General features: G+C 60.6%; 17 protein-coding genes and 1 tRNA gene. 8 read left to right on the forward strand and 10 right to left on the reverse strand.

The window, feature by feature from the left end; genetic code table 11:
* Nucleotides 1-92 precede the first annotated feature (92 nt).
* The 3 genes from ACQZ6J_RS19325 to ACQZ6J_RS19335 all read left to right on the forward strand — a co-directional run bounded on the left by ACQZ6J_RS19325 (nt 93) and on the right by ACQZ6J_RS19335 (nt 2,655).
* A complete protein-coding gene (locus tag ACQZ6J_RS19325) occupies nt 93-632 on the forward strand; it encodes a MerR family transcriptional regulator (protein WP_204326442.1) in 540 nt (179 codons plus the stop codon).
* 338 nt (nt 633-970) lie between these two features.
* Nucleotides 971-2,077 carry a porin gene (locus tag ACQZ6J_RS19330; RefSeq protein ID WP_163986187.1) on the forward strand — a complete coding sequence of 369 codons (1,107 nt, stop codon included), beginning with the start codon at nt 971-973 and terminating at the stop codon, nt 2,075-2,077.
* 248 nt (nt 2,078-2,325) lie between these two features.
* Entirely contained in the window at nt 2,326-2,655 is a 330-nt protein-coding gene (locus ACQZ6J_RS19335) for a hypothetical protein (protein WP_163986186.1), read from the forward strand.
* A 78-nt stretch (nt 2,656-2,733) separates the two neighbouring features.
* Here ACQZ6J_RS19335 and ACQZ6J_RS19340 read toward each other — a convergent pair whose 3' ends face one another.
* Nucleotides 2,734-2,991, reverse strand: coding sequence for a hypothetical protein (locus ACQZ6J_RS19340; protein WP_163986185.1), 258 nt, complete (start codon nt 2,989-2,991; stop codon nt 2,734-2,736).
* A gap of 177 nt (nt 2,992-3,168) precedes the next feature.
* Here ACQZ6J_RS19340 and ACQZ6J_RS19345 point away from each other — a divergent pair, with 177 nt between their 5' ends.
* Together ACQZ6J_RS19345 and ACQZ6J_RS19350 are read left to right on the forward strand one after the other, a co-directional pair.
* On the forward strand, nt 3,169-3,567 hold the full coding sequence (locus tag ACQZ6J_RS19345) for a BA14K family protein (protein ID WP_449085252.1): 399 nt from the start codon (nt 3,169-3,171) through the stop codon (nt 3,565-3,567).
* A gap of 87 nt (nt 3,568-3,654) precedes the next feature.
* Nucleotides 3,655-3,731 (forward strand) — tRNA-Pro (locus tag ACQZ6J_RS19350).
* 36 nt (nt 3,732-3,767) lie between these two features.
* Here the strand turns inward: ACQZ6J_RS19350 and ACQZ6J_RS19355 are convergent.
* Both ACQZ6J_RS19355 and ACQZ6J_RS19360 read right to left on the reverse strand, forming a co-directional pair.
* Nucleotides 3,768-4,469: a thermonuclease family protein gene (locus ACQZ6J_RS19355; protein ID WP_163986183.1), complete on the reverse strand. Its 702-nt coding sequence runs from the start codon at nt 4,467-4,469 to the stop codon at nt 3,768-3,770.
* 92 nt (nt 4,470-4,561) lie between these two features.
* Nucleotides 4,562-4,954: a hypothetical protein gene (locus ACQZ6J_RS19360; protein ID WP_163986182.1), complete on the reverse strand. Its 393-nt coding sequence runs from the start codon at nt 4,952-4,954 to the stop codon at nt 4,562-4,564.
* A gap of 252 nt (nt 4,955-5,206) precedes the next feature.
* Here ACQZ6J_RS19360 and ACQZ6J_RS19365 point away from each other — a divergent pair, with 252 nt between their 5' ends.
* Together ACQZ6J_RS19365 and ACQZ6J_RS19370 are read left to right on the forward strand one after the other, a co-directional pair.
* Nucleotides 5,207-5,419, forward strand: coding sequence for a hypothetical protein (locus ACQZ6J_RS19365; protein WP_163986181.1), 213 nt, complete (start codon nt 5,207-5,209; stop codon nt 5,417-5,419).
* A gap of 222 nt (nt 5,420-5,641) precedes the next feature.
* Nucleotides 5,642-6,664 (forward strand): extracellular catalytic domain type 1 short-chain-length polyhydroxyalkanoate depolymerase, encoded by a 1,023-nt coding sequence (locus ACQZ6J_RS19370; RefSeq protein WP_449085253.1) that lies wholly within the window; start codon nt 5,642-5,644, stop codon nt 6,662-6,664.
* Between the two features lie 53 nt (nt 6,665-6,717).
* On the opposite strand, the gene ACQZ6J_RS19375 is transcribed toward ACQZ6J_RS19370, so the two are convergent.
* From ACQZ6J_RS19375 to ACQZ6J_RS19400, 6 genes are all read right to left on the reverse strand, one after another.
* Nucleotides 6,718-7,008 (reverse strand): helix-turn-helix domain-containing protein, encoded by a 291-nt coding sequence (locus ACQZ6J_RS19375; protein WP_163986180.1) that lies wholly within the window; start codon nt 7,006-7,008, stop codon nt 6,718-6,720.
* A gap of 64 nt (nt 7,009-7,072) precedes the next feature.
* Entirely contained in the window at nt 7,073-8,308 is a 1,236-nt protein-coding gene (locus ACQZ6J_RS19380; RefSeq protein ID WP_449085254.1) for a glycosyltransferase family 4 protein, read from the reverse strand.
* On the reverse strand, nt 8,305-9,567 hold the full coding sequence (locus ACQZ6J_RS19385; protein WP_449085255.1) for an O-antigen ligase family protein: 1,263 nt from the start codon (nt 9,565-9,567) through the stop codon (nt 8,305-8,307). Before ACQZ6J_RS19385 ends, ACQZ6J_RS19380 begins: the two co-directional genes overlap by 4 nt.
* Nucleotides 9,564-11,123: an undecaprenyl-phosphate glucose phosphotransferase gene (locus ACQZ6J_RS19390; protein ID WP_449085256.1), complete on the reverse strand. Its 1,560-nt coding sequence runs from the start codon at nt 11,121-11,123 to the stop codon at nt 9,564-9,566. The genes ACQZ6J_RS19385 and ACQZ6J_RS19390 overlap by 4 nt, the downstream gene beginning before the upstream one ends.
* A gap of 76 nt (nt 11,124-11,199) precedes the next feature.
* Entirely contained in the window at nt 11,200-12,345 is a 1,146-nt protein-coding gene (locus ACQZ6J_RS19395; RefSeq protein WP_163986176.1) for a glycosyltransferase family 4 protein, read from the reverse strand.
* A gap of 12 nt (nt 12,346-12,357) precedes the next feature.
* Nucleotides 12,358-12,933 carry a polysaccharide biosynthesis/export family protein gene (locus ACQZ6J_RS19400; protein ID WP_163986175.1) on the reverse strand — a complete coding sequence of 192 codons (576 nt, stop codon included), beginning with the start codon at nt 12,931-12,933 and terminating at the stop codon, nt 12,358-12,360.
* Between the two features lie 192 nt (nt 12,934-13,125).
* On the opposite strand from ACQZ6J_RS19400, the gene ACQZ6J_RS19405 reads away from it, so the two are divergent.
* On the forward strand, nt 13,126-15,348 hold the full coding sequence (locus tag ACQZ6J_RS19405) for a GumC family protein (RefSeq protein WP_449085257.1): 2,223 nt from the start codon (nt 13,126-13,128) through the stop codon (nt 15,346-15,348).
* Here ACQZ6J_RS19405 and ACQZ6J_RS19410 read toward each other — a convergent pair whose 3' ends face one another.
* Nucleotides 15,349-16,608 (reverse strand): GNAT family N-acetyltransferase, encoded by a 1,260-nt coding sequence (locus ACQZ6J_RS19410; RefSeq protein ID WP_449085258.1) that lies wholly within the window; start codon nt 16,606-16,608, stop codon nt 15,349-15,351. It lies immediately after the preceding gene.
* Nucleotides 16,609-16,628: the final 20 nt, after the last annotated feature.

Here is a 16,628-nt window from a genome sequence, read left to right on the forward strand (position 1 = left end):
GTGAGTCGCATCGCCGGGAAACGCGGATATCATATCCCTACCCGTGCGATCCGGCCCGAACGGCGCCGCATGCGCACTGTAGGAGTACGATGATGGACAAGAGCCCGGATGCATTTCGCACGATCAGCGAAGTCGCGGAAGACCTTGATCTGCCGCAGCATGTCCTACGGTTCTGGGAGACCAGGTTCCCCCAGATAAAGCCGATGAAGCGTGGCGGCGGCAGGCGTTACTATCGTCCTGAAGATGTCGACCTGCTGAACGGCATCCGCCATCTGCTCTACGATCACGGCTATACGATCAAGGGTGTCCAGAAGCTTCTGAAGACCAATGGCAACAAATTTGTCATTGCCGTCGGTCATGGCGATCTGGCAAGCGTGGAAGCGCTCGCCGCTGCGCAGGAGCCGCCGGCAGTCGAGCCGCGCATCAATTCCGTCAATTCCGATGAGGACCAGCTCGTCGGCCGCGCCAAGGCGCCCATCAGCCGTCGTTTCTTCAATTTCGTCAGCGGCGATGACGGCGCGCCGGATGTTTCCATCGGCAAATCCAGCGTCGGCAAGGAAGATCGTGCCTTGCTTCAGGAAACGCTCTACGACCTTCTGGAATGCAAGCGCCTGCTCGACCAGGTGCGTTAGCGATCCTCTCCGCAACGGCGATCATAGCCAAAGCATATTGAATTTCAGGAATATACAACTATTATGTGCGCAATTCCGGCTTGTGCATGTTTTAGCTGCGTATCGCTTGCGTATTGTTTATGCGGGGGAGTGATATTTTTGTGACACTCGCCACCCTTCTGCGTTGTGAAAATTACTAAGGTAGACTTATTAACTTGCCGCAGCGGGACCATGGGTTCAGTTTTGACGGCGAAGCTTTGTTGCTTCGCCCTGTATGAGGGGAACAGTCAGGCTATGGAGGGGCACGCTGTGTCTGCCGGGAGACTCCATCCCTGACGGATTAGTCGAATGGAGACACCATGAACATCAAGAGCCTTCTTCTTGGCTCCGCTGCTGCCATCGTCGCAGCCAGCGCTGCCCATGCCGCCGACGCCATTGTTGCCGCCGAACCCGAACCACTTGAGTATGTTCGTATCTGCGACGCGTATGGCACTGGCTATTTCTTTATTCCCGGTACGGAAACCTGCCTGAAAGTTGGTGGAAAGGTTCGCACGGAAGGCGAGTGGTATGACGCCTATAATCCGCGCAGCAGGGTCGGTACGCTCTGGCACGAGCGCGTCGAACTCAATGTCGATACGGCCACAGATACGGAATACGGTCCGCTGAAGACCAACACCATCTTCCGCTGGGAATGGAACGATGGCAACGCAACCTCCGCAAAGCTGCTGTTCGCAAACATCAGCCTCGGCGGCTTCACGGTCGGCAAGCTCGACTCGCAGTACAATCTGTATGTCGGTTACGCCGGCGACGTCATCAACGACGACGTGATCTACGACGGCCCCTACGAACTCAACCAGTTGACCTACAACTACGATGCAGGCAACGGCTTCTCGGCCGTGATCTCGCTCGAAGACAGCTACTCCACCTCCGACGGCGAGGCATCCTATGGCGCCGGCTGGTGGACGGACGACAAGTCCGATCATTATGCGCCCGATGTCGTTGCCGGTCTCGGTTACAAGACGGACAACTGGGGCTTCAAGGTCGTCGGCGGTTACGACTCGATCGTCGAAGAAGGTGCCATCAAGGCTCGCCTCGACGCCAAGTTCGGCGGCGTGGAAGCCTTCCTGATGGGCGGCTGGAACACCGATGGCGACAAGCTCAACAAGTACGCAGGCACGAACCAGGATGTTTCAGCCTGCACCGCGTCGAACGGCACGGTCAATGCAGCCAAATGCGGCTGGGGTGACTGGGCTGTCTGGGGTGGCGTTGGCGTTCCGATCAACGAAAAGCTGAAGTGGAACCTCCAGCTCGCCTATACCGACTCGAAGATCTTCGAAGCCACCACGAACCTGAAGTTCAACCCGGTGAAGGATCTCCTGGTCGAGCCGGAATTGACCTACGTCCACTACGACTTCATCAAGGACGATACGCTCGCCGGCATCCTTCGCTTCGAGCGGAATTTCTGATCCGAGCTGGATAACCTGCACTGGCCTGCGAATATCGCCATGGGCACAGGCGTAATGTGCAAAGACCCCGTCGTTTGACGGGGCCTTTCGTTTTTCGCCAAAGCGCCATCGAGCGAAATGCCATCCTGGCGAGTGATTTCAGGCGCCTGGATCGATTCTCGCGCATTGCTGGCCGGCTTGGCTTGCTAAAGCTTACCTTTGGCTGTATTTCGCTTCCCCGGGGTTGTATCAACATTGCCGGAGAGAACATGCGCATACGTGCCACCGTGGCGGCGAGTCTCGTCGCCGTAACCACCATTCTATCAAGCTGCCAGACGCCGCAGGAATCTGCGATGAATGCCGAAATGACCTGCCAGTCGCAAGGATTCCGTCCCGGAACGCAACGCTACAATCGCTGCGTCGGCGCGACCTATCAGTCCAATCGCGTCCAGGCGCAGCAGGCTGAAAATCAGGCGGCCGCGCTGGCTGCGGCCGGCATCATCGGCGGCGTTCTCGTCGGTGCGGCTGTCAGCGACAACCACCATCATCGTGGCTATTACGGCCGGCCCTATTATCGCCGTTGCTATCGCTGCTGGTAATCCATTTCCCAAGATACCGAAATGCAGGCTCCGTCGGCTCATCCCGGCGGAGTTTTCGTTTGTGGGGTAACACGCCGCTCAGAATGGCGGGCTTACTTCCTCACGGCTGACGAGCTTCAGGCTCCGGTCCGGCTGGATGATGTAGGTCTCATAGACATCCTGGCCCCATTGGTTGGTGAAATGATGCTGCAGTTGCGAGCCGGGAGGCGATTGCGTCAGCTTCATACGCGGTTGGCCGCCATAGGTGATGCTGCCGGGAATGGGCTGCAAGGGCTCGGCTGCCGCGCATGCGGCAAGCAGGGGGGCACATAGCATAAGGGCTATCAGAGGCTTCATTGCCGTAACTTTCCGTGCCCCCTTCGTTTCTGCTAAATCTGCCGCACAATAAAGACGGAGGGCATCTATGAGTGTGGCTCCAAATCACTATATACAGATAATAACGGCGTGCACGGCAGCAAGGTTTTTTCACGCAAATTTGCGAGGCGCCGCCGCCGGATTTCGAAGGAGTCGCATATGTTTACGATTGCCAGGTCGATAACTGCAGCGGGCTTTGGTTTGTTGCTGGCGGCAGGCGCCGCCGTGCCGGCGGGCGCCATCACCATGCCGGCCCTGTCGGTGCCCGAACAGTCTGATGTCATCCAGGTGCATGATCACGGCCACGGCCATTGGCATGGTCATCACAGCCATTGGGGCCGCGGCCATCAGCATCACGGCTCGGACAGCTATTACGACGATAATTCCGACAGCGGCGTGCTGTTCAAATCCTTCGTAACCGGCACGCTGTTCAACAGGCAGCACACGGAGAGCTACTACGATAGCCACGCGCGCAACTGCGCCAGCCGCTATCGCTCCTACCGCCCCTCGGACAACACCTATCAGCCGAGCCATGGACCAAGGCAGGCTTGTCGCTGAGCCGCAACTTTTTTCTGAGCAAGCCACCACTTTTCGCTTGCGTCGGGAAACTCTAAACTCTAAACGAAACAAGCCGTTTCGGCAGGTCGGGGCGTAGCGCAGCCCGGTAGCGCACTTGACTGGGGGTCAAGGGGTCGCTGGTTCGAGTCCAGTCGCCCCGACCATTTATCTCCTTGAACTCCCAATCGAATTTCTGAAAATCAGCTACACCAGGATGACACCTGGCCCGTCCAGCGATGCGCAAAGCCTTCGCTGACCAACTGGTCGCCGAGCGAGCGGCCGGCGCGCATGGCGATGCGCAGCTTGCCGCCATTCTCGTCGTCGCGGCGGTTACTGCCGGAAAGCACGAAGGTTCCGTCGTTGAGGATTGCCTGCAGGCGCAGCTTCGCGGCCACCGCCTTTTGCTTTTCGCTGGGGCAGCGCGCAGCATCCGCGTCCGGCACATCGATATCCGCCAACCGGATCCGCATCCCATCCTGCCAGAAGGTATTGCCGTCAATGACGCAATTGGTGCCTGAGCCGGGACCGCAAAGCACGAACTTTCCGCCGGTCTGCGCGCGCAGGCCAGGGGAGGGCGAGGGCCGCTCGATCGGTATCCTGCCGACCGGCATCGCCACCGGAATGGCGGCCGGCGGTACGGGCAGGGCCGATGTCGCGCGCGGCTCGGGAGCGATTGCGGCTGTCCTGATCTGCGGCTTGGCTGCCGGCACCGGCGCTTCCCGTGCCACATGCTGCATACCGGCGACCGCGCCGGCGCGGGCGAGCATCGACGGCATGTCCTTGCGATTCTGATAGGCATAGATGCCCGCCACGGTCGCGACACCGACGATGCCCCACAGCCACATCGAATTGCCCGCCTTGGGTTGCGGCTTGCGCCGCGTGCGTCGTTTCGCTTTCGCCATGGTATCATCCCTCGATTGCGAGGGGATTATCGCCGCGATTTCTTACCGATCCGTTGGCTTGGAACCGATTTGCCGACCGCAATGGTGGAGGGCTACTTCGCGGCGGCAGCCGACGGCTTGAGCTTGACCGACATCGTCACCTGTCCGCTGATCGAAAGTCTCGTGCCGCGATTGTCGAGATTGGTGACCGAGCTGCTGCTCGACATGGCGCTGATCTCGCAGGCATCGGCGATGGTGTCGAGAAGGGTCGCGCAGCTGCTCGCGGCGATCTTGTAGAAGGATTTCAACGCCTTCTCCTGCTGCGCCTCGCTATCGCCATCCGCCACCGGATAGGAAATCGATATTCCGGATTGCACGGAGATATATCCCTCTGGCGGCTGGCGAGGGTTGCGCAGGGGGAGATTCGAAAAGTTCTGCGCAAGAGCCGGCGAGGCGGCGCTGACAAGCGCAAGCCCGAACGCGGCCCGGATCAAAAATCTGGTCATCGTCATGTCTCCGTTTCCCTTCTTATCGCAGACGCGGATAAATGCTTGATGATGCGGTAACTTAAAATTGTACCCGTGTCGGGATTTGCCGCTGTGTTTGCGAATCAGACGGAACTCGAAGGGCGCGATTGCTGAATTGCTTCCTTGCCAAGACGGCGAGCAAAGCGCATAGTTTGGGCCATGTCGTCGGGTATGCAGCGGGTGCCGGCGAGGTTCCGCGTGCTTCTACCCGAAGGATGACGAGACGCACGAATGTTGGAAACTCCTATTCATCCCCGGGATTTGCCGCTGTTTTCAGACGATCTGGATCGTTTGGAAAAAGTGCTCGACGCCGTTTGCACGGATCGCGGCATGAACCCCCGCAGCCCGGAAGCCGAGCGCCTCGGTGCGCTGATCATCCAGCTCTATCGCCAGGGCGTGAAGGACGACGCAAAACTTCTTGCGCTCGCAAGGGCTTATTTCTGACGCAACTGCGTTTTTTTCTAGCCGGAAATTCAATCGATTCAGGCTGATTTCACATAGCAGCAATGATGCTTTGTGCCTGTTCGAAGCGAACCCCCATCCTTATATTTGCTGCGTTGCAAAAAGAGATTCGATTTCTCGATGCTCACTGCTTCTTGAAAGAAACAGTGCGCGCCTGCCGCCGCGGAGGAAAACCGATTGCGGCTGGCGTGGATAGAAAGGTCCATGATGAATTTTAAAGTTCCGAGCCGGCTTCGCCGCTTGCTCGTTGATTCCGTCGAGCTGCCGCAGCTCAAGTTTCCGATGGCGCAGCCGCAATCGCAGCCCGCGCGCCGTCGCGTTCCCACGCGCCCAGTGCCGCAGCGGCTGACGGAAATTTTGTGGTTCGGCCGCAATCCCGGCGACCTGCGTATGGTTGAATACGTGCCTCCGGGCGTCAAAGGCCCGATGCCGCTTGTCGTCGTGCTGCACGGCTGTCATCAGAATGCCGAGGATTTCGATCGCGCCAGCGGCTGGAGCGCGCTCGCGCGCCAGCATGGCTTCGCCGTGCTTTACGCAGAACAGAAGGCATCGAACAATCCCAACCTGTGTTTCAACTGGTTTCGCCCGAGCCTGGTCACCCGTGATCGCGGCGAGCTTGGCTCAGTTCGCGAGATGATCGATTTCAGCCGCAAGGTGCACGATATCGACGATAGCAGGATCTTTATCATGGGCCTGTCCGCCGGTGGCGCCTTGGCTGCCGCCTTGCTCGCAACCTATCCGGAGCTGTTTGCCGCCGGCGCCATCATCGGGGGCCTGCCTTTCGGAGCCGCCCGCGATGCCATGGCGGCGCTTGACGTCATGAAGCGGGGTTCAAGCCGCCCGGCTGAAAAATGGGGAGAGCTCGTTCGCGAAGTGTCTCCCGAGGCGACCCGCTATCCGGCCATTTCCATCTGGCACGGCGATGCCGACGAGGTCGTGTCCTTTGCCAATGCGGAAGCTTCCGTCGCGCAATGGCTGGCCGCACGCGGACGCCCGCGGACCAAAGGTCGCCTGCGGCTGTTCGAAGGTGGCGAGCGCCGCGAATGGCGCGACGACTACGGTCATATGATCCTGGAGCTCGTGACGCTGACGGATTTCGGCCATGGCCTGCCTGTCGGCCAGGTGGTCGAGGGCTGGGAGCCGGCCAACGACACCGAGCGCTTCATCCTGCCCGCCGCCATCTCGGCTCCCGAGGAGCTGGTCAAAAGCTGGAAGCTGGCACACTGAAGAATGCCGCACCGAAGTGTGCGGCGATTTTGCGATGGCGATGCGCCTTAACGTCAGTCATCATTGGTGGCATTCAGGTTTTCCGGCCTGATGCCATCATTGTCTGACCAATGCTTGAAGCGTATGCCGGGACCGCCTGTTCCGTCGCTGCCACCGGCGAGGAAAAGCACGCCACGGCTTTCGAGGACGGACCGAACCGTCGCAAGCGCCTTGATGTCGCTCGAGCCGATGTCCGTTTCCAGTGCTTCGATTGTCGAAACCGCAAGCTTGCTCTCGCTTGCCAGCGTTTCCACCGTCAGTCCGAGCATGGCGCGCGCGCCACGTAATTGTGCTGAAGTAATCATGAGTTAACTCTATCGCATCGGCTCAGGAAGCGGAACCGGTTTCGGACAAAAATCACGCGCGAACTCAAAGGGCGGCCGCGCTCTTTTGCCGACCGTCGACCGCATCGCGCAAGTCTCCATTTCCGGTCAGATCCAGCTGAGCGGGGACGGGGTAGCCGAGCAGCTCCTGATAGATTTTCTCGGTCGCATCCGCCATGCCTGCCAGCGTATAACCATCCTTGCGGCGGCGCGCTTCAGCGGTGAAACTGGCAAGCAGCGTCGGATCGGCAAAGCTCGCCATCGCGGCCGCCAGCGCCTCCGGATCGTTGCTGTTGGGAACGATATAGCCGTTCTTGCCGTGCTCCAGCACCGTGCGCGCCCCACCGACATCGGCCAGCACGAGCGGCTTTCCCGCAGCCGCAGCCTCCAGCATCACATAGGACATCGCCTCGTAGCGGCTTGGCATGACGACGACATCGAAGGCATCGATGGCCGTCACGCCCGGCACGCTGCCGTCCAGGCGAGCACGATCTTCAAGTCCGCATGCCCTGATCGTTTCCTTGACGGTATCGGCCAGTTCGCCGACGCCGATCATCAGCAGATAGGCTTGCGGTACTGCCGCCGCCATGCGTGCAAAGGCTTGAACAAGGCGTTCAGGCGCCTTTTGCCGGGTCATCCGGCCGACGAAGCCAAAGAGCAGGGCATCCTGGGGAATGCCATATCGCTTGCGAATGGCGGCGCGCTGGCTGAGGGGCGGCGCGTTGACGCCGTTGACCACGACCCGCAGGCGCGCTTCGGGAATGCCGAGCGACAGGGCATGATTGTACTCATCCTGCGAAACGCAGACCAGCCGATCCGTCAGCCAGGTGCCGAGGAACCGCTCGATGCCGCCATAGACCATGCGGCCCTTGGCGCCCAGCGTCGGATCCATGGTGCGGAAGGCATGCGGCGTATAAAGGACCGGGACGTGTCGGCCCGGCAGCCGCAGTCGTGTCAGCGCGCCGGCCTTCGAACTATGGCCGTGGATCAGGTCGAACGGCCCGTGCCGTGCCGCGATCTTGCGGAGATGCCACCACGCCGACAGGTCCCAGGGACCGGGCGCCCGCCGCATGTCGAGTGGAACGACATTGTCCAGGCCGATGCTTTGCAGCTCGGCAACAAAGGCAGGCTCGGCACGCACCGGCGAATAGATGGCGGTGACGGAATGACCGCGATGTTGCATCGCCCGGCACAGATCGAGGAAGTGCCGCCCCGAGCCGCCGCCGCTTGGTTCGAGAACCTGCAGCAACGACAGGCGCTTGACGCTGGTGCGAATATTCAAGGCGCTGCTTCCCCTTTGCTCAAGGCGCGCTGATGCTTTTGCTCGAGAGCGCCGCAGCCCCAGACGATGCCGATCAGCATGTAAAGATGGCGCCAATGATCTGTATCGATGACATTGCCGATACCGACATGGCCGAGAATGACGATCCAGGCGATCATCACGAAAGGCTGCCAGGGCCGCTCCCTCAGAAGGTTGCGAAAGCCGATATAAACGGTCCAGCAGATCATGCTGATCCACGTCACGAAGCCAAGCCAGCCATAGGTGGTCAGCGTCTTCAGCCAGGTATTGTGCTCGTCTTCGCGGAAGATCTGACCGAAGACCAATGGCCCGATGCCGAGAGGCCGTTCCATGGACATCTGAAAGCCGATGCTGTGGCGCTCGAAGCGGCCGAGATGCCCACCGTCATAGCTCTGCACCAGCTGCAGGCGCGTGGAAAAAAGATCGCTGACCTGCGGAAACTGCAGCGCGACGACCAGCAGGACGACCATCAGGAGGATCGCCGCCAGCGACATCACCAGGATGCGCAGCCGGAAGGCGTTGCTGCGGTGCTTCAGCAGCATGCAGAAGATCAGCATCACCGAGGCGAAGGCAAACAGGGCCCAGGCCGCGCGGGAAAAGGACAGAAACACCCCGAAGGCCAGAACGAACAGGCAGATGGCCTTGATCGGCGCCTTCTTCAAATCGCCGATCAGCAGGCCGTGCATGAGGTAGAGGCTCGGTGCCACCAGATAGGGGCCGAAGACGTTCGGATCCTGAAAAGCGCCCATGGCACGGTCGTAGCGGGTGAAGATATCGAAGCCCGGAACGGCGTGGAAATAGCCGAGAATGCCGAGGCTTGCCGTAATCAGCGCCGCCACCACCCAGGTATTGAAGATCAGCTTCAGCCGCTTTTCATTGTCTTCGGTAATGGCGGCATAGAAGACGGAGCTCAGCGCCAGAAAGGTGGAGACGGCGATATAGATCGGGCCGTCGAGATGATTTCCCGCGGCGAGGTCGTGCATCTGTGTGATCGACAGCATGCCGCCGACGTTGAATGCCAGGAACAAGGCCAGAAGCGGCGCGACACTGCGCGATATCTTCAGCCCGAGGATGAACCAGCTGCCGATGAGAAAGGCGAGCCACAGTTCGTAGGGTGCCGGCTCTGCGATCACGAAGCCCGACAGGAACACGCCGATGGCGACGCTGGCCGTGCCGAGCATCCGCAATGTGGCCAGTTGCGGCTGCGCGACCCGGGACGCTGGAAGGTCGAACGCGGTCAATAGGCGTTTTCCGTATTGAGCAGGCGGAAAGGCGTCAGGAAGAGGATCTTCAGATCGAAGAGCAGCGACCAGTTCTCGATATAGTAGAGGTCATAGGCGGTACGGAACTTGATCTTGTCGTCGCTGTCGATCTCGCCGCGCCAGCCGTTGATCTGCGCCCAGCCCGTCACGCCCGGCTTGACGCGATGGCGCGCGAAATAGCCTTCGACGACATCGGCATAGGTGCGGTTGTGGCTGGCGGCGAGAACCGCATGCGGCCGTGGCCCTACCAGAGAGAGGTTGCCGAGGAGCACGTTGAAAAGCTGCGGCAGTTCGTCGATCGACGTCTTGCGGATGAAGCGGCCGACGGGCGTGACGCGCGGATCGTTCTTCGTCACGGCATTGCGCGCCGACGGATCGCTCATATGCGTATACATCGAGCGGAACTTGAAGACGTTGATGATCTCGTTGTTGAAGCCGTGACGCTTCTGCATGAAGAGAACCGGCCCTCTCGATGTCGCCTTCACGGCAATCGCAGCTCCCAGCATGATCGGCCAGAGCAGCACCAGCGCCAGCAGGCTGAAGAAGACATCGAAGATGCGCTTTGCAACGCCGTCCCAGTCCCGGATCGGCTTGTTGAAGATGTCGAGCATCGGCACGGCGCCGACATGCGAATAGGAGCGGGGTCGGAAGCGCAGCTTGTTGGCATGTGCCGCCAGACGAATGTCGACGGGCAGCACCCAAAGCATCTTGAGCAATTGCAGAATGCGATCCTCGGCGCTGATCGGAAGCGAGATGATCAGCATATCCACGCGCACGAGACGGGCGAATTCGACGAGTTCCGCGACCGTGCCGAGCTTCGGATAGCCGGCGACCATGACGGGGGAGCGTTTTTCGCCACGATCATCGAAGATGCCGCAGATCCGGATATCGTTATCGGGCTGGTGTTCGAGCGCGCGGATGAGTTCCTTGGCCGGTTCGCCGCCGCCGATGATAACCGCACGCCGTTCCATGATGCCGTTGCGCGCCCAATGGCGGATGCCATAGGCAAAGAGAAAGCGGGCGACGAGAAGGAAGCCCGCACCCGCCATGAGCCACAGGCCGAGAAGGCGGATCGAATAGATATTGTTGATGTCGAACGGCACGAGGGCGATGGCCATGACCGCAAAGGCGGCAACCCATGATCCGAGCACCCGGTGCAGGAAGCGCTGAGGCGAGCGCAGTACCGGTATCTGATAGGCATCGGCAATCTGCAGAAACGCGATGGCAAGGCCGCAGAGGGCGATCGTCACGACCGCCTTGGACACGAACGGATGATTGTCCGCCGGCGTTCCGAAGAAGAGGATTGCAAGTCCGAGCGCGAGCAGCGACAGAAATTCGAACAACCTATATTGCCCGACGACGATCGCCGGGGATTGGTTCGTTTCGCGCAACTGCTCCGCGACTTGCCGGGCATAGGCATTAATGCCGTCCGGGTTATCGCCGTGAGCTTCCCCGGCGCCGCGGGTGCGGATTTCCGAAACCTGCTTGCGAATATTGTCCAAGTTAAATTGCTCGGACTTTTCACTCGTGTTCATGGCAATTTATCCGGTCGTTACCGGAAAAGGGCTATCAGAAATCAGCTAAGAAACACTTACAACACTTGCTGGTATTCTAACCGTCAGTGTCCATGCCAAGTATATTTCGATACAGGTGCAAAGTATCCCGCGCCATCACTGAAGCCGAGAAATTCGATCGTATCGTGCCGATATCGGGCATGTTGCGGCGTCCCCATTGCGGCTCGGTGATCGCTTCCGCCATGACGCGGGAAAGGTCGTCCGCGTCTTCCGGTTTTGCGAGCGCGGCACTGTTTTCGCCGAGCGCTTCCGGAATGCCGCCGACACGCGAGGCGATGACCGTCTTCTCGGCCGCCAGCGCCTCCAGAACGATGTAGGGCATGGCCTCGGCGCGAGAGGGGACGACGACATTCTGCGACACGGCGAAAGCCTCGTGCACGCGCATGGCCGGCAGCATGCCGATACGGTGGCCGAGGCCCCGCTCGACCATCATCCTGTGGTATTTGTCCCTGTCGGGCCCGTCGCCGATCATCAGTGCCGAAAGCGGCCTGCCGATCAGGCGTTCGGTCTTGGCGAAGGCGTCGACAAAGAGATCGGGGCCTTTGAGGTCCCGCAGCATGCCGATATAGACGAAATGCACCGAGTCCGATCGTGTCGGTATGCCGCGGAAGTCCCGTTCGCTGATGCCGTTATAGATCATCACCGAGCGCGTGCGCGGCTTGCCGATCTTTCTCTCATAGGTGCGGCGCTCGAAATCGCAGATGAAGATCAGGCCATCCGTCAGAAATTCCAGCATCCGCTCCATGCTGTGCACCAGCATGCCTTGCAGCGAGGCGCGGGGAAAGTGCAGGCTTCCCCCATGCGCGGTATAGAGGCGGGCTACGCGATACCTGTTTACCCGCAGGGCCGAGCCGAGAACGCGCGCAAGCAGGCCGCCCTTGGCGCCATGCCCATGCAGCACGTCCGGCCGCAAACTCTTGATTTCCTTGTAGCTCTTCCAAAGCGTGGCCGTATCCGACAATGTGATCTGCCGCCGGATCGGCAGGCGGATTATGCCAAGCGTCAGGAAAGGCGCAATGTCGTCGAACAGGCGATCCTCATGCTCTCCGCCCGTCAGGCTGTCGCACAGGATTCCGACTTCGTGTCCGGCCTTGCTCTGTTCCTCCGCCAGATCCCGGACATGGCGGAAGACTCCGCCGACCGGCGATCTGAAGCAATGGAGGATGCGGAGCGGTCTGGCCATGAACGGTCGCGGTTAGAACAACCGCTCTCTGACATAGATGGTGTCGCCTGCCAGCACCGGATCCGAAATGCCGACCCGCCCCGTCATGACGTGACCGTTGATCTTGCGGGTGACGTCGGCATTGGACTGGTTGGCCCGGCTGGTGAAGCCGCCGGCGACTGCGATGGCATTCTGAATGGTCATGCCGGGCACGTAGGAATATTGGCCCGGCTGGCCGACTTCGCCCATGATGTAGACCGAGCGATAGCGGTCGATGTCGATGGTGACGTCCGGGTCGCGAATGTAGCCCTGGCGCAGCTTCTGGGCGATCTGCCCGGAGAGTTGCTGCAGGGTTCGGCCGCGGGCAGCGACCTGGCCGACCAGCGGGAAGGCAATATAGCCCGCCTGGTCGATCGTATAGGTATTGGTCAATCCAGGCTGGTCGAACACCGTTATACGCAACCGGTCGCCGCTATCCAGGGCATAGGGTTGGATAGTGGCCTCGTTGAAGGCCTTTGGCGCGGGCTGATAAGTATTGCAGCCGGAAAGGGTGGCGCTCACGGCAGCCATGCCAAGTGCAAGGACAATCTTTGACTTTGCGAAGGGCATTTCGCGCTCATTGGAAAAGGGAAAACACTATGGTCGTTATCAATCCGTTAGGGTTAACGGTCGGTAAAGAGCAGGGGGAATTCGGGAAAAATTTAGCAATGCCAAAAATAACGCGAGCGAAATACTATTAACGCTTGGGTTACCATAGTCGTTTACGATTAATTTTGGCTTTCTATTACGGAGTTCTTGCATATGTCCGGTGTCAACAACACCCAGCAGGATGTGGACATCGATCTCGCACAGCTCTTCCGCGCCGTGTGGAAGCGGCGTGTGCGTGTCGTTGCCATCACGCTGGCGGGCGCCTGCGCGGCACTTGTCATCGCCAAGGTCGTTTCGCCGGAATACCGCAGCGAAGCTCGTATCCTGATCGAGCAGCGCGCACCTGCCTTCGCGACGACGACATCCAACAACGACTCCAGTTCCGGTCCGCTGCTGGACGAGCTTAATATTGCCAGCCAGGTGCAGATTCTCCAGTCGGCGGATCTGGTGAAGCAGGTCATTACCAATCTCAAGCTTTATGACCGCCCGGAATTTGCGCCCGGCAACAACGGCTCGGCGCTCTCCGATATTCTCGTCAAGCTGCATCTGAAGCACGCAGCCGCCGACAAGGCGCCGGAGGAGCGGATGCTGGACGCCTTCAATGGCCGGCTGCAGGTTTACCAGATCAACAGTTCGCGCGTGATCGGCATAAGCTTTACCTCCCGCGATCCCGATCTTGCCGCCAGCGTTCCGAATGCGATGGCGCAGGTCTACCTGTCGATGCAGAGCGGCGCCAAGCTCGATTCCAACAGCGAGGCGACACGTTGGCTCGAGCCGGAGATCGCCAAGCTGCGCGACAAGGTCAGCGAAGCCGAAAAGAAGGTCGCGGATTATCGGTCCGCCAACGGGCTGCTCCAGACCAGCCAGAACAGCAATTTCGCCACGCAGCAGCTTGCCGATATCTCCGCGCAGCTCGCGCAGGTGCGTGGAGACAAGGCGAATGCCGACGCAAGGGCGCAGGCGGTGCGCAGCGCGCTGTCCAGCGGCCGTTCCACCGACACCCTGACCGATGTCTCCGGGTCGCAGACCATCCAGCGGCTGAAGGCGACGGAGTCCGGCCTGGAGTCGCAGATCTCGGATCTGTCCACGACACTGATGGAAGGGCATCCGCGGTTGAAGAGCCTGCGGGCGCAGCTCGTCGACATCCGCCAGCAGATCAATCGCGAGACGCAGAGGATCCTGGCAAGCATCGAGAACGAAGCCAATGTCGCGCAGCTGCGCGAGCAGCAGCTCGTGGCGCAGTCGAATACCTTGAAAGCCGACAGCGCCCGGGCAGGGGAAGACGAAGTCGGCCTCAATGCCCTGGAGCGTGAAGCCACCGCCGAGCGGCAGCTGCTTGAAACCTATCTTGCCCGTTATCGCGAGGCAGCCTCGCGCGCGGACAAGAATTCCAGCCCCGCCGATGCGCGCGTGGTCTCCACGGCGGTCGAGCCGGTCGATCCGTCCTTCCCGAAAGTCGGCCCTATCGTCGTCGTCGCAACGCTGGCGACCTTTATCCTGACAGCCATCGTCATCATGCTCGCGGAGTTGTTCAGCGGCCGCGCCTTGCGGCCCGTCGGTCCTGTCCGCAAGGAGGAAGAGACCGTGCTGGTGGAAACGCCCGAGCGCGGGCAACCCGACTTCGAGCCGGCGCCCACCTTGGCAGCGGTTACGGCCGGCACCGTCGAGGCGCCCGCAAGCGCGCTCTCGATTCCGGCGGACGAGGTTCCGGTTCATGTGGCGGATGCCGCGCTCGAACACGAGCATGAGCCCGAGGACGCGGTTCATGCGGAGGAGGAAGAAGAGGATTTCTCCATTCAATCCGTTGCCGATTATCTGATCGACAGCGGCTCGCGGCTGGCTATCACCATATCACCAACCGGTGATAACGGTTCCACGGCAACGGTCATGCTGGCGCGCACCATCGCCGATGCGGGAAGCCGTATCGTGCTGGTGGACATGACCGGCACCGGATGCCCCTCGAGGCTGATGGCCGAGCACGACGAGCTTGCCGGCGTGACCGACTTGCTATGCGGCGAGGCCGCCTTTGGCGATACGATCCATCCGGATCGACTGTCGGATGCCCATCTCGTACCGCAGGGCACGAGCGACCTTGCCCGCGCCATGCGCGGCGCGGATCGCCTGTCGCTGATCCTCGATGCGCTCGGCTCGGCCTATGATATCGTTCTTGTCGAATGTGGTGCGGCAGAGGTCTCCGGCGTCGCGCGGCTGACGCGCAGCAAGGATACGGAAATCATCCTTTCCATGCCGGAGCCCGAGGAAGGCCAGTTTATCGCCGCGATGACGGAATTCCAGAAGGCCGGCTACGAACACATCATTCTGATGTCCGGCTGGCGCGAAAAGCATGATCCGGATGCGCGCCGGGATGCAGCCTGATTAATCCCCTTCGCCATCGCTCCCCACTGCGACGGCGCCGGTTCCGCGCCGTGCTCGCAGCCGCTGAATGAACGCATAGAGCTTGCGATTGGACTTGATCGCCGTCTTTGTGTGCGTAATGCCCCTTTGTGCCATCGCAGCCATGCGACCCATGCTCGAAATCGGCAGGAGCAGATCGTGCTGCACGGTTTCCACGGGACACCAGGAGCGCTTGTAGGTCTGGTCGCCGATGCCGAAATCGAAGAGGGCGACGCCTTCGCGGTGCAGCCGCTCGATCATCAACCAGAATAGAAATTCGCCGGGGCTTGCCTCCGCGACCAGAGCCTCGTCGATTGAGGCAAACTGGCATATGACGTGATCTCCCTTGCGGGACAGCGCCGCAACCGCAGCAATATGCCCTTCGTGCTCTCCCTTGAGGCGGAGCGCATGCATCTGCAGCGTCGCGTCGAAGCCACGTTCCGCATTTCGCCGCAGCAGTCGGTGAAACGTGGCTTGGGTCGGGACATCATCGAAGACGTCCGGCAGGCTGGCCTCCCGGAAGCGGACCGCCTTCTGGTGAAAGAAGAGGTCGAGAAGGGCGTCCTGCTGATCCGGATCGGCAATCATGTACTCGTAGCCGCCCGTGGCTTCGAGGATTCTGCTCTGATGCTTGAACTTCTTGCGCCGCCGCTTGGCGTTCACCTGCTTCAGGCTCGCTTCGAAACTGTCGAGGAAAGGCAGCTGGAAGGCATGGTTCTGGTTTTCGACGGCCGGCAAAGATGCAAGCGGGCTGCGTCGACCGCGCCATTCGAGAGGCACGTTGCGCAAGATCGCGAGATCTGCCTTGCCGCGCAATGCCGTTGCGATGGCCGTCGTCAGTGCCGGCGCAAGTTCCTCGTTCGCCAGAAATTCGGCTGAAAACAAGCCTGTGTTGATGTTGCTGTGGCGGGCGCCGATAAACTCGGCCCGCCGTATTCCGCGACTGCGGATGATCTCCAGCGGCAGGATGAAGGCGATGCGATCGCCAATCGAGCCGCGAAGGATCGCGAGAGGGTATCGGAAGCTCTCCACCCAGGCCGCACACCAGTCATAGCTCTGGTGTACCGAAGCGAGGTTGTCTTGCTCCAGTTCACGCCATTCCGCTTCGAGCGGGATCATGCTGTCGAAGATGTCGATCCGCAACTGGTCGGCGGCGGCGGGCCGCATCCGGTTGGATGCAGTCGGCTCATCCGCCGTCGCGGCGGCGGCGATACCGGCGATATCTCGCGTCTGGGTCTGCATCCGATCTTCTCCGCTCCGGC

It is taken from the genome of Rhizobium sp. A37_96 (genome assembly GCF_053521765.1).

Coding starts and splice junctions, on each gene's coding strand:
- ACQZ6J_RS19370 (WP_449085253.1), top strand. CDS start 5,642: ATGATGAATTTTAAAGTTCCGAGCCGGCTTCGCCGCTTGCTCGTTGAT.
- ACQZ6J_RS19400 (WP_163986175.1), bottom strand. CDS start 12,933: ATGCCCTTCGCAAAGTCAAAGATTGTCCTTGCACTTGGCATGGCTGCC.
- ACQZ6J_RS19365 (WP_163986181.1), top strand. CDS start 5,207: ATGTTGGAAACTCCTATTCATCCCCGGGATTTGCCGCTGTTTTCAGAC.
- ACQZ6J_RS19410 (WP_449085258.1), bottom strand. CDS start 16,608: ATGCAGACCCAGACGCGAGATATCGCCGGTATCGCCGCCGCCGCGACG.
- ACQZ6J_RS19375 (WP_163986180.1), bottom strand. CDS start 7,008: ATGATTACTTCAGCACAATTACGTGGCGCGCGCGCCATGCTCGGACTG.
- ACQZ6J_RS19335 (WP_163986186.1), top strand. CDS start 2,326: ATGCGCATACGTGCCACCGTGGCGGCGAGTCTCGTCGCCGTAACCACC.
- ACQZ6J_RS19405 (WP_449085257.1), top strand. CDS start 13,126: ATGTCCGGTGTCAACAACACCCAGCAGGATGTGGACATCGATCTCGCA.
- ACQZ6J_RS19325 (WP_204326442.1), top strand. CDS start 93: ATGGACAAGAGCCCGGATGCATTTCGCACGATCAGCGAAGTCGCGGAA.
- ACQZ6J_RS19395 (WP_163986176.1), bottom strand. CDS start 12,345: ATGGCCAGACCGCTCCGCATCCTCCATTGCTTCAGATCGCCGGTCGGC.
- ACQZ6J_RS19355 (WP_163986183.1), bottom strand. CDS start 4,469: ATGGCGAAAGCGAAACGACGCACGCGGCGCAAGCCGCAACCCAAGGCG.
- ACQZ6J_RS19330 (WP_163986187.1), top strand. CDS start 971: ATGAACATCAAGAGCCTTCTTCTTGGCTCCGCTGCTGCCATCGTCGCA.
- ACQZ6J_RS19360 (WP_163986182.1), bottom strand. CDS start 4,954: ATGACCAGATTTTTGATCCGGGCCGCGTTCGGGCTTGCGCTTGTCAGC.
- ACQZ6J_RS19340 (WP_163986185.1), bottom strand. CDS start 2,991: ATGAAGCCTCTGATAGCCCTTATGCTATGTGCCCCCCTGCTTGCCGCA.
- ACQZ6J_RS19390 (WP_449085256.1), bottom strand. CDS start 11,123: ATGAACACGAGTGAAAAGTCCGAGCAATTTAACTTGGACAATATTCGC.
- ACQZ6J_RS19345 (WP_449085252.1), top strand. CDS start 3,169: ATGTTTACGATTGCCAGGTCGATAACTGCAGCGGGCTTTGGTTTGTTG.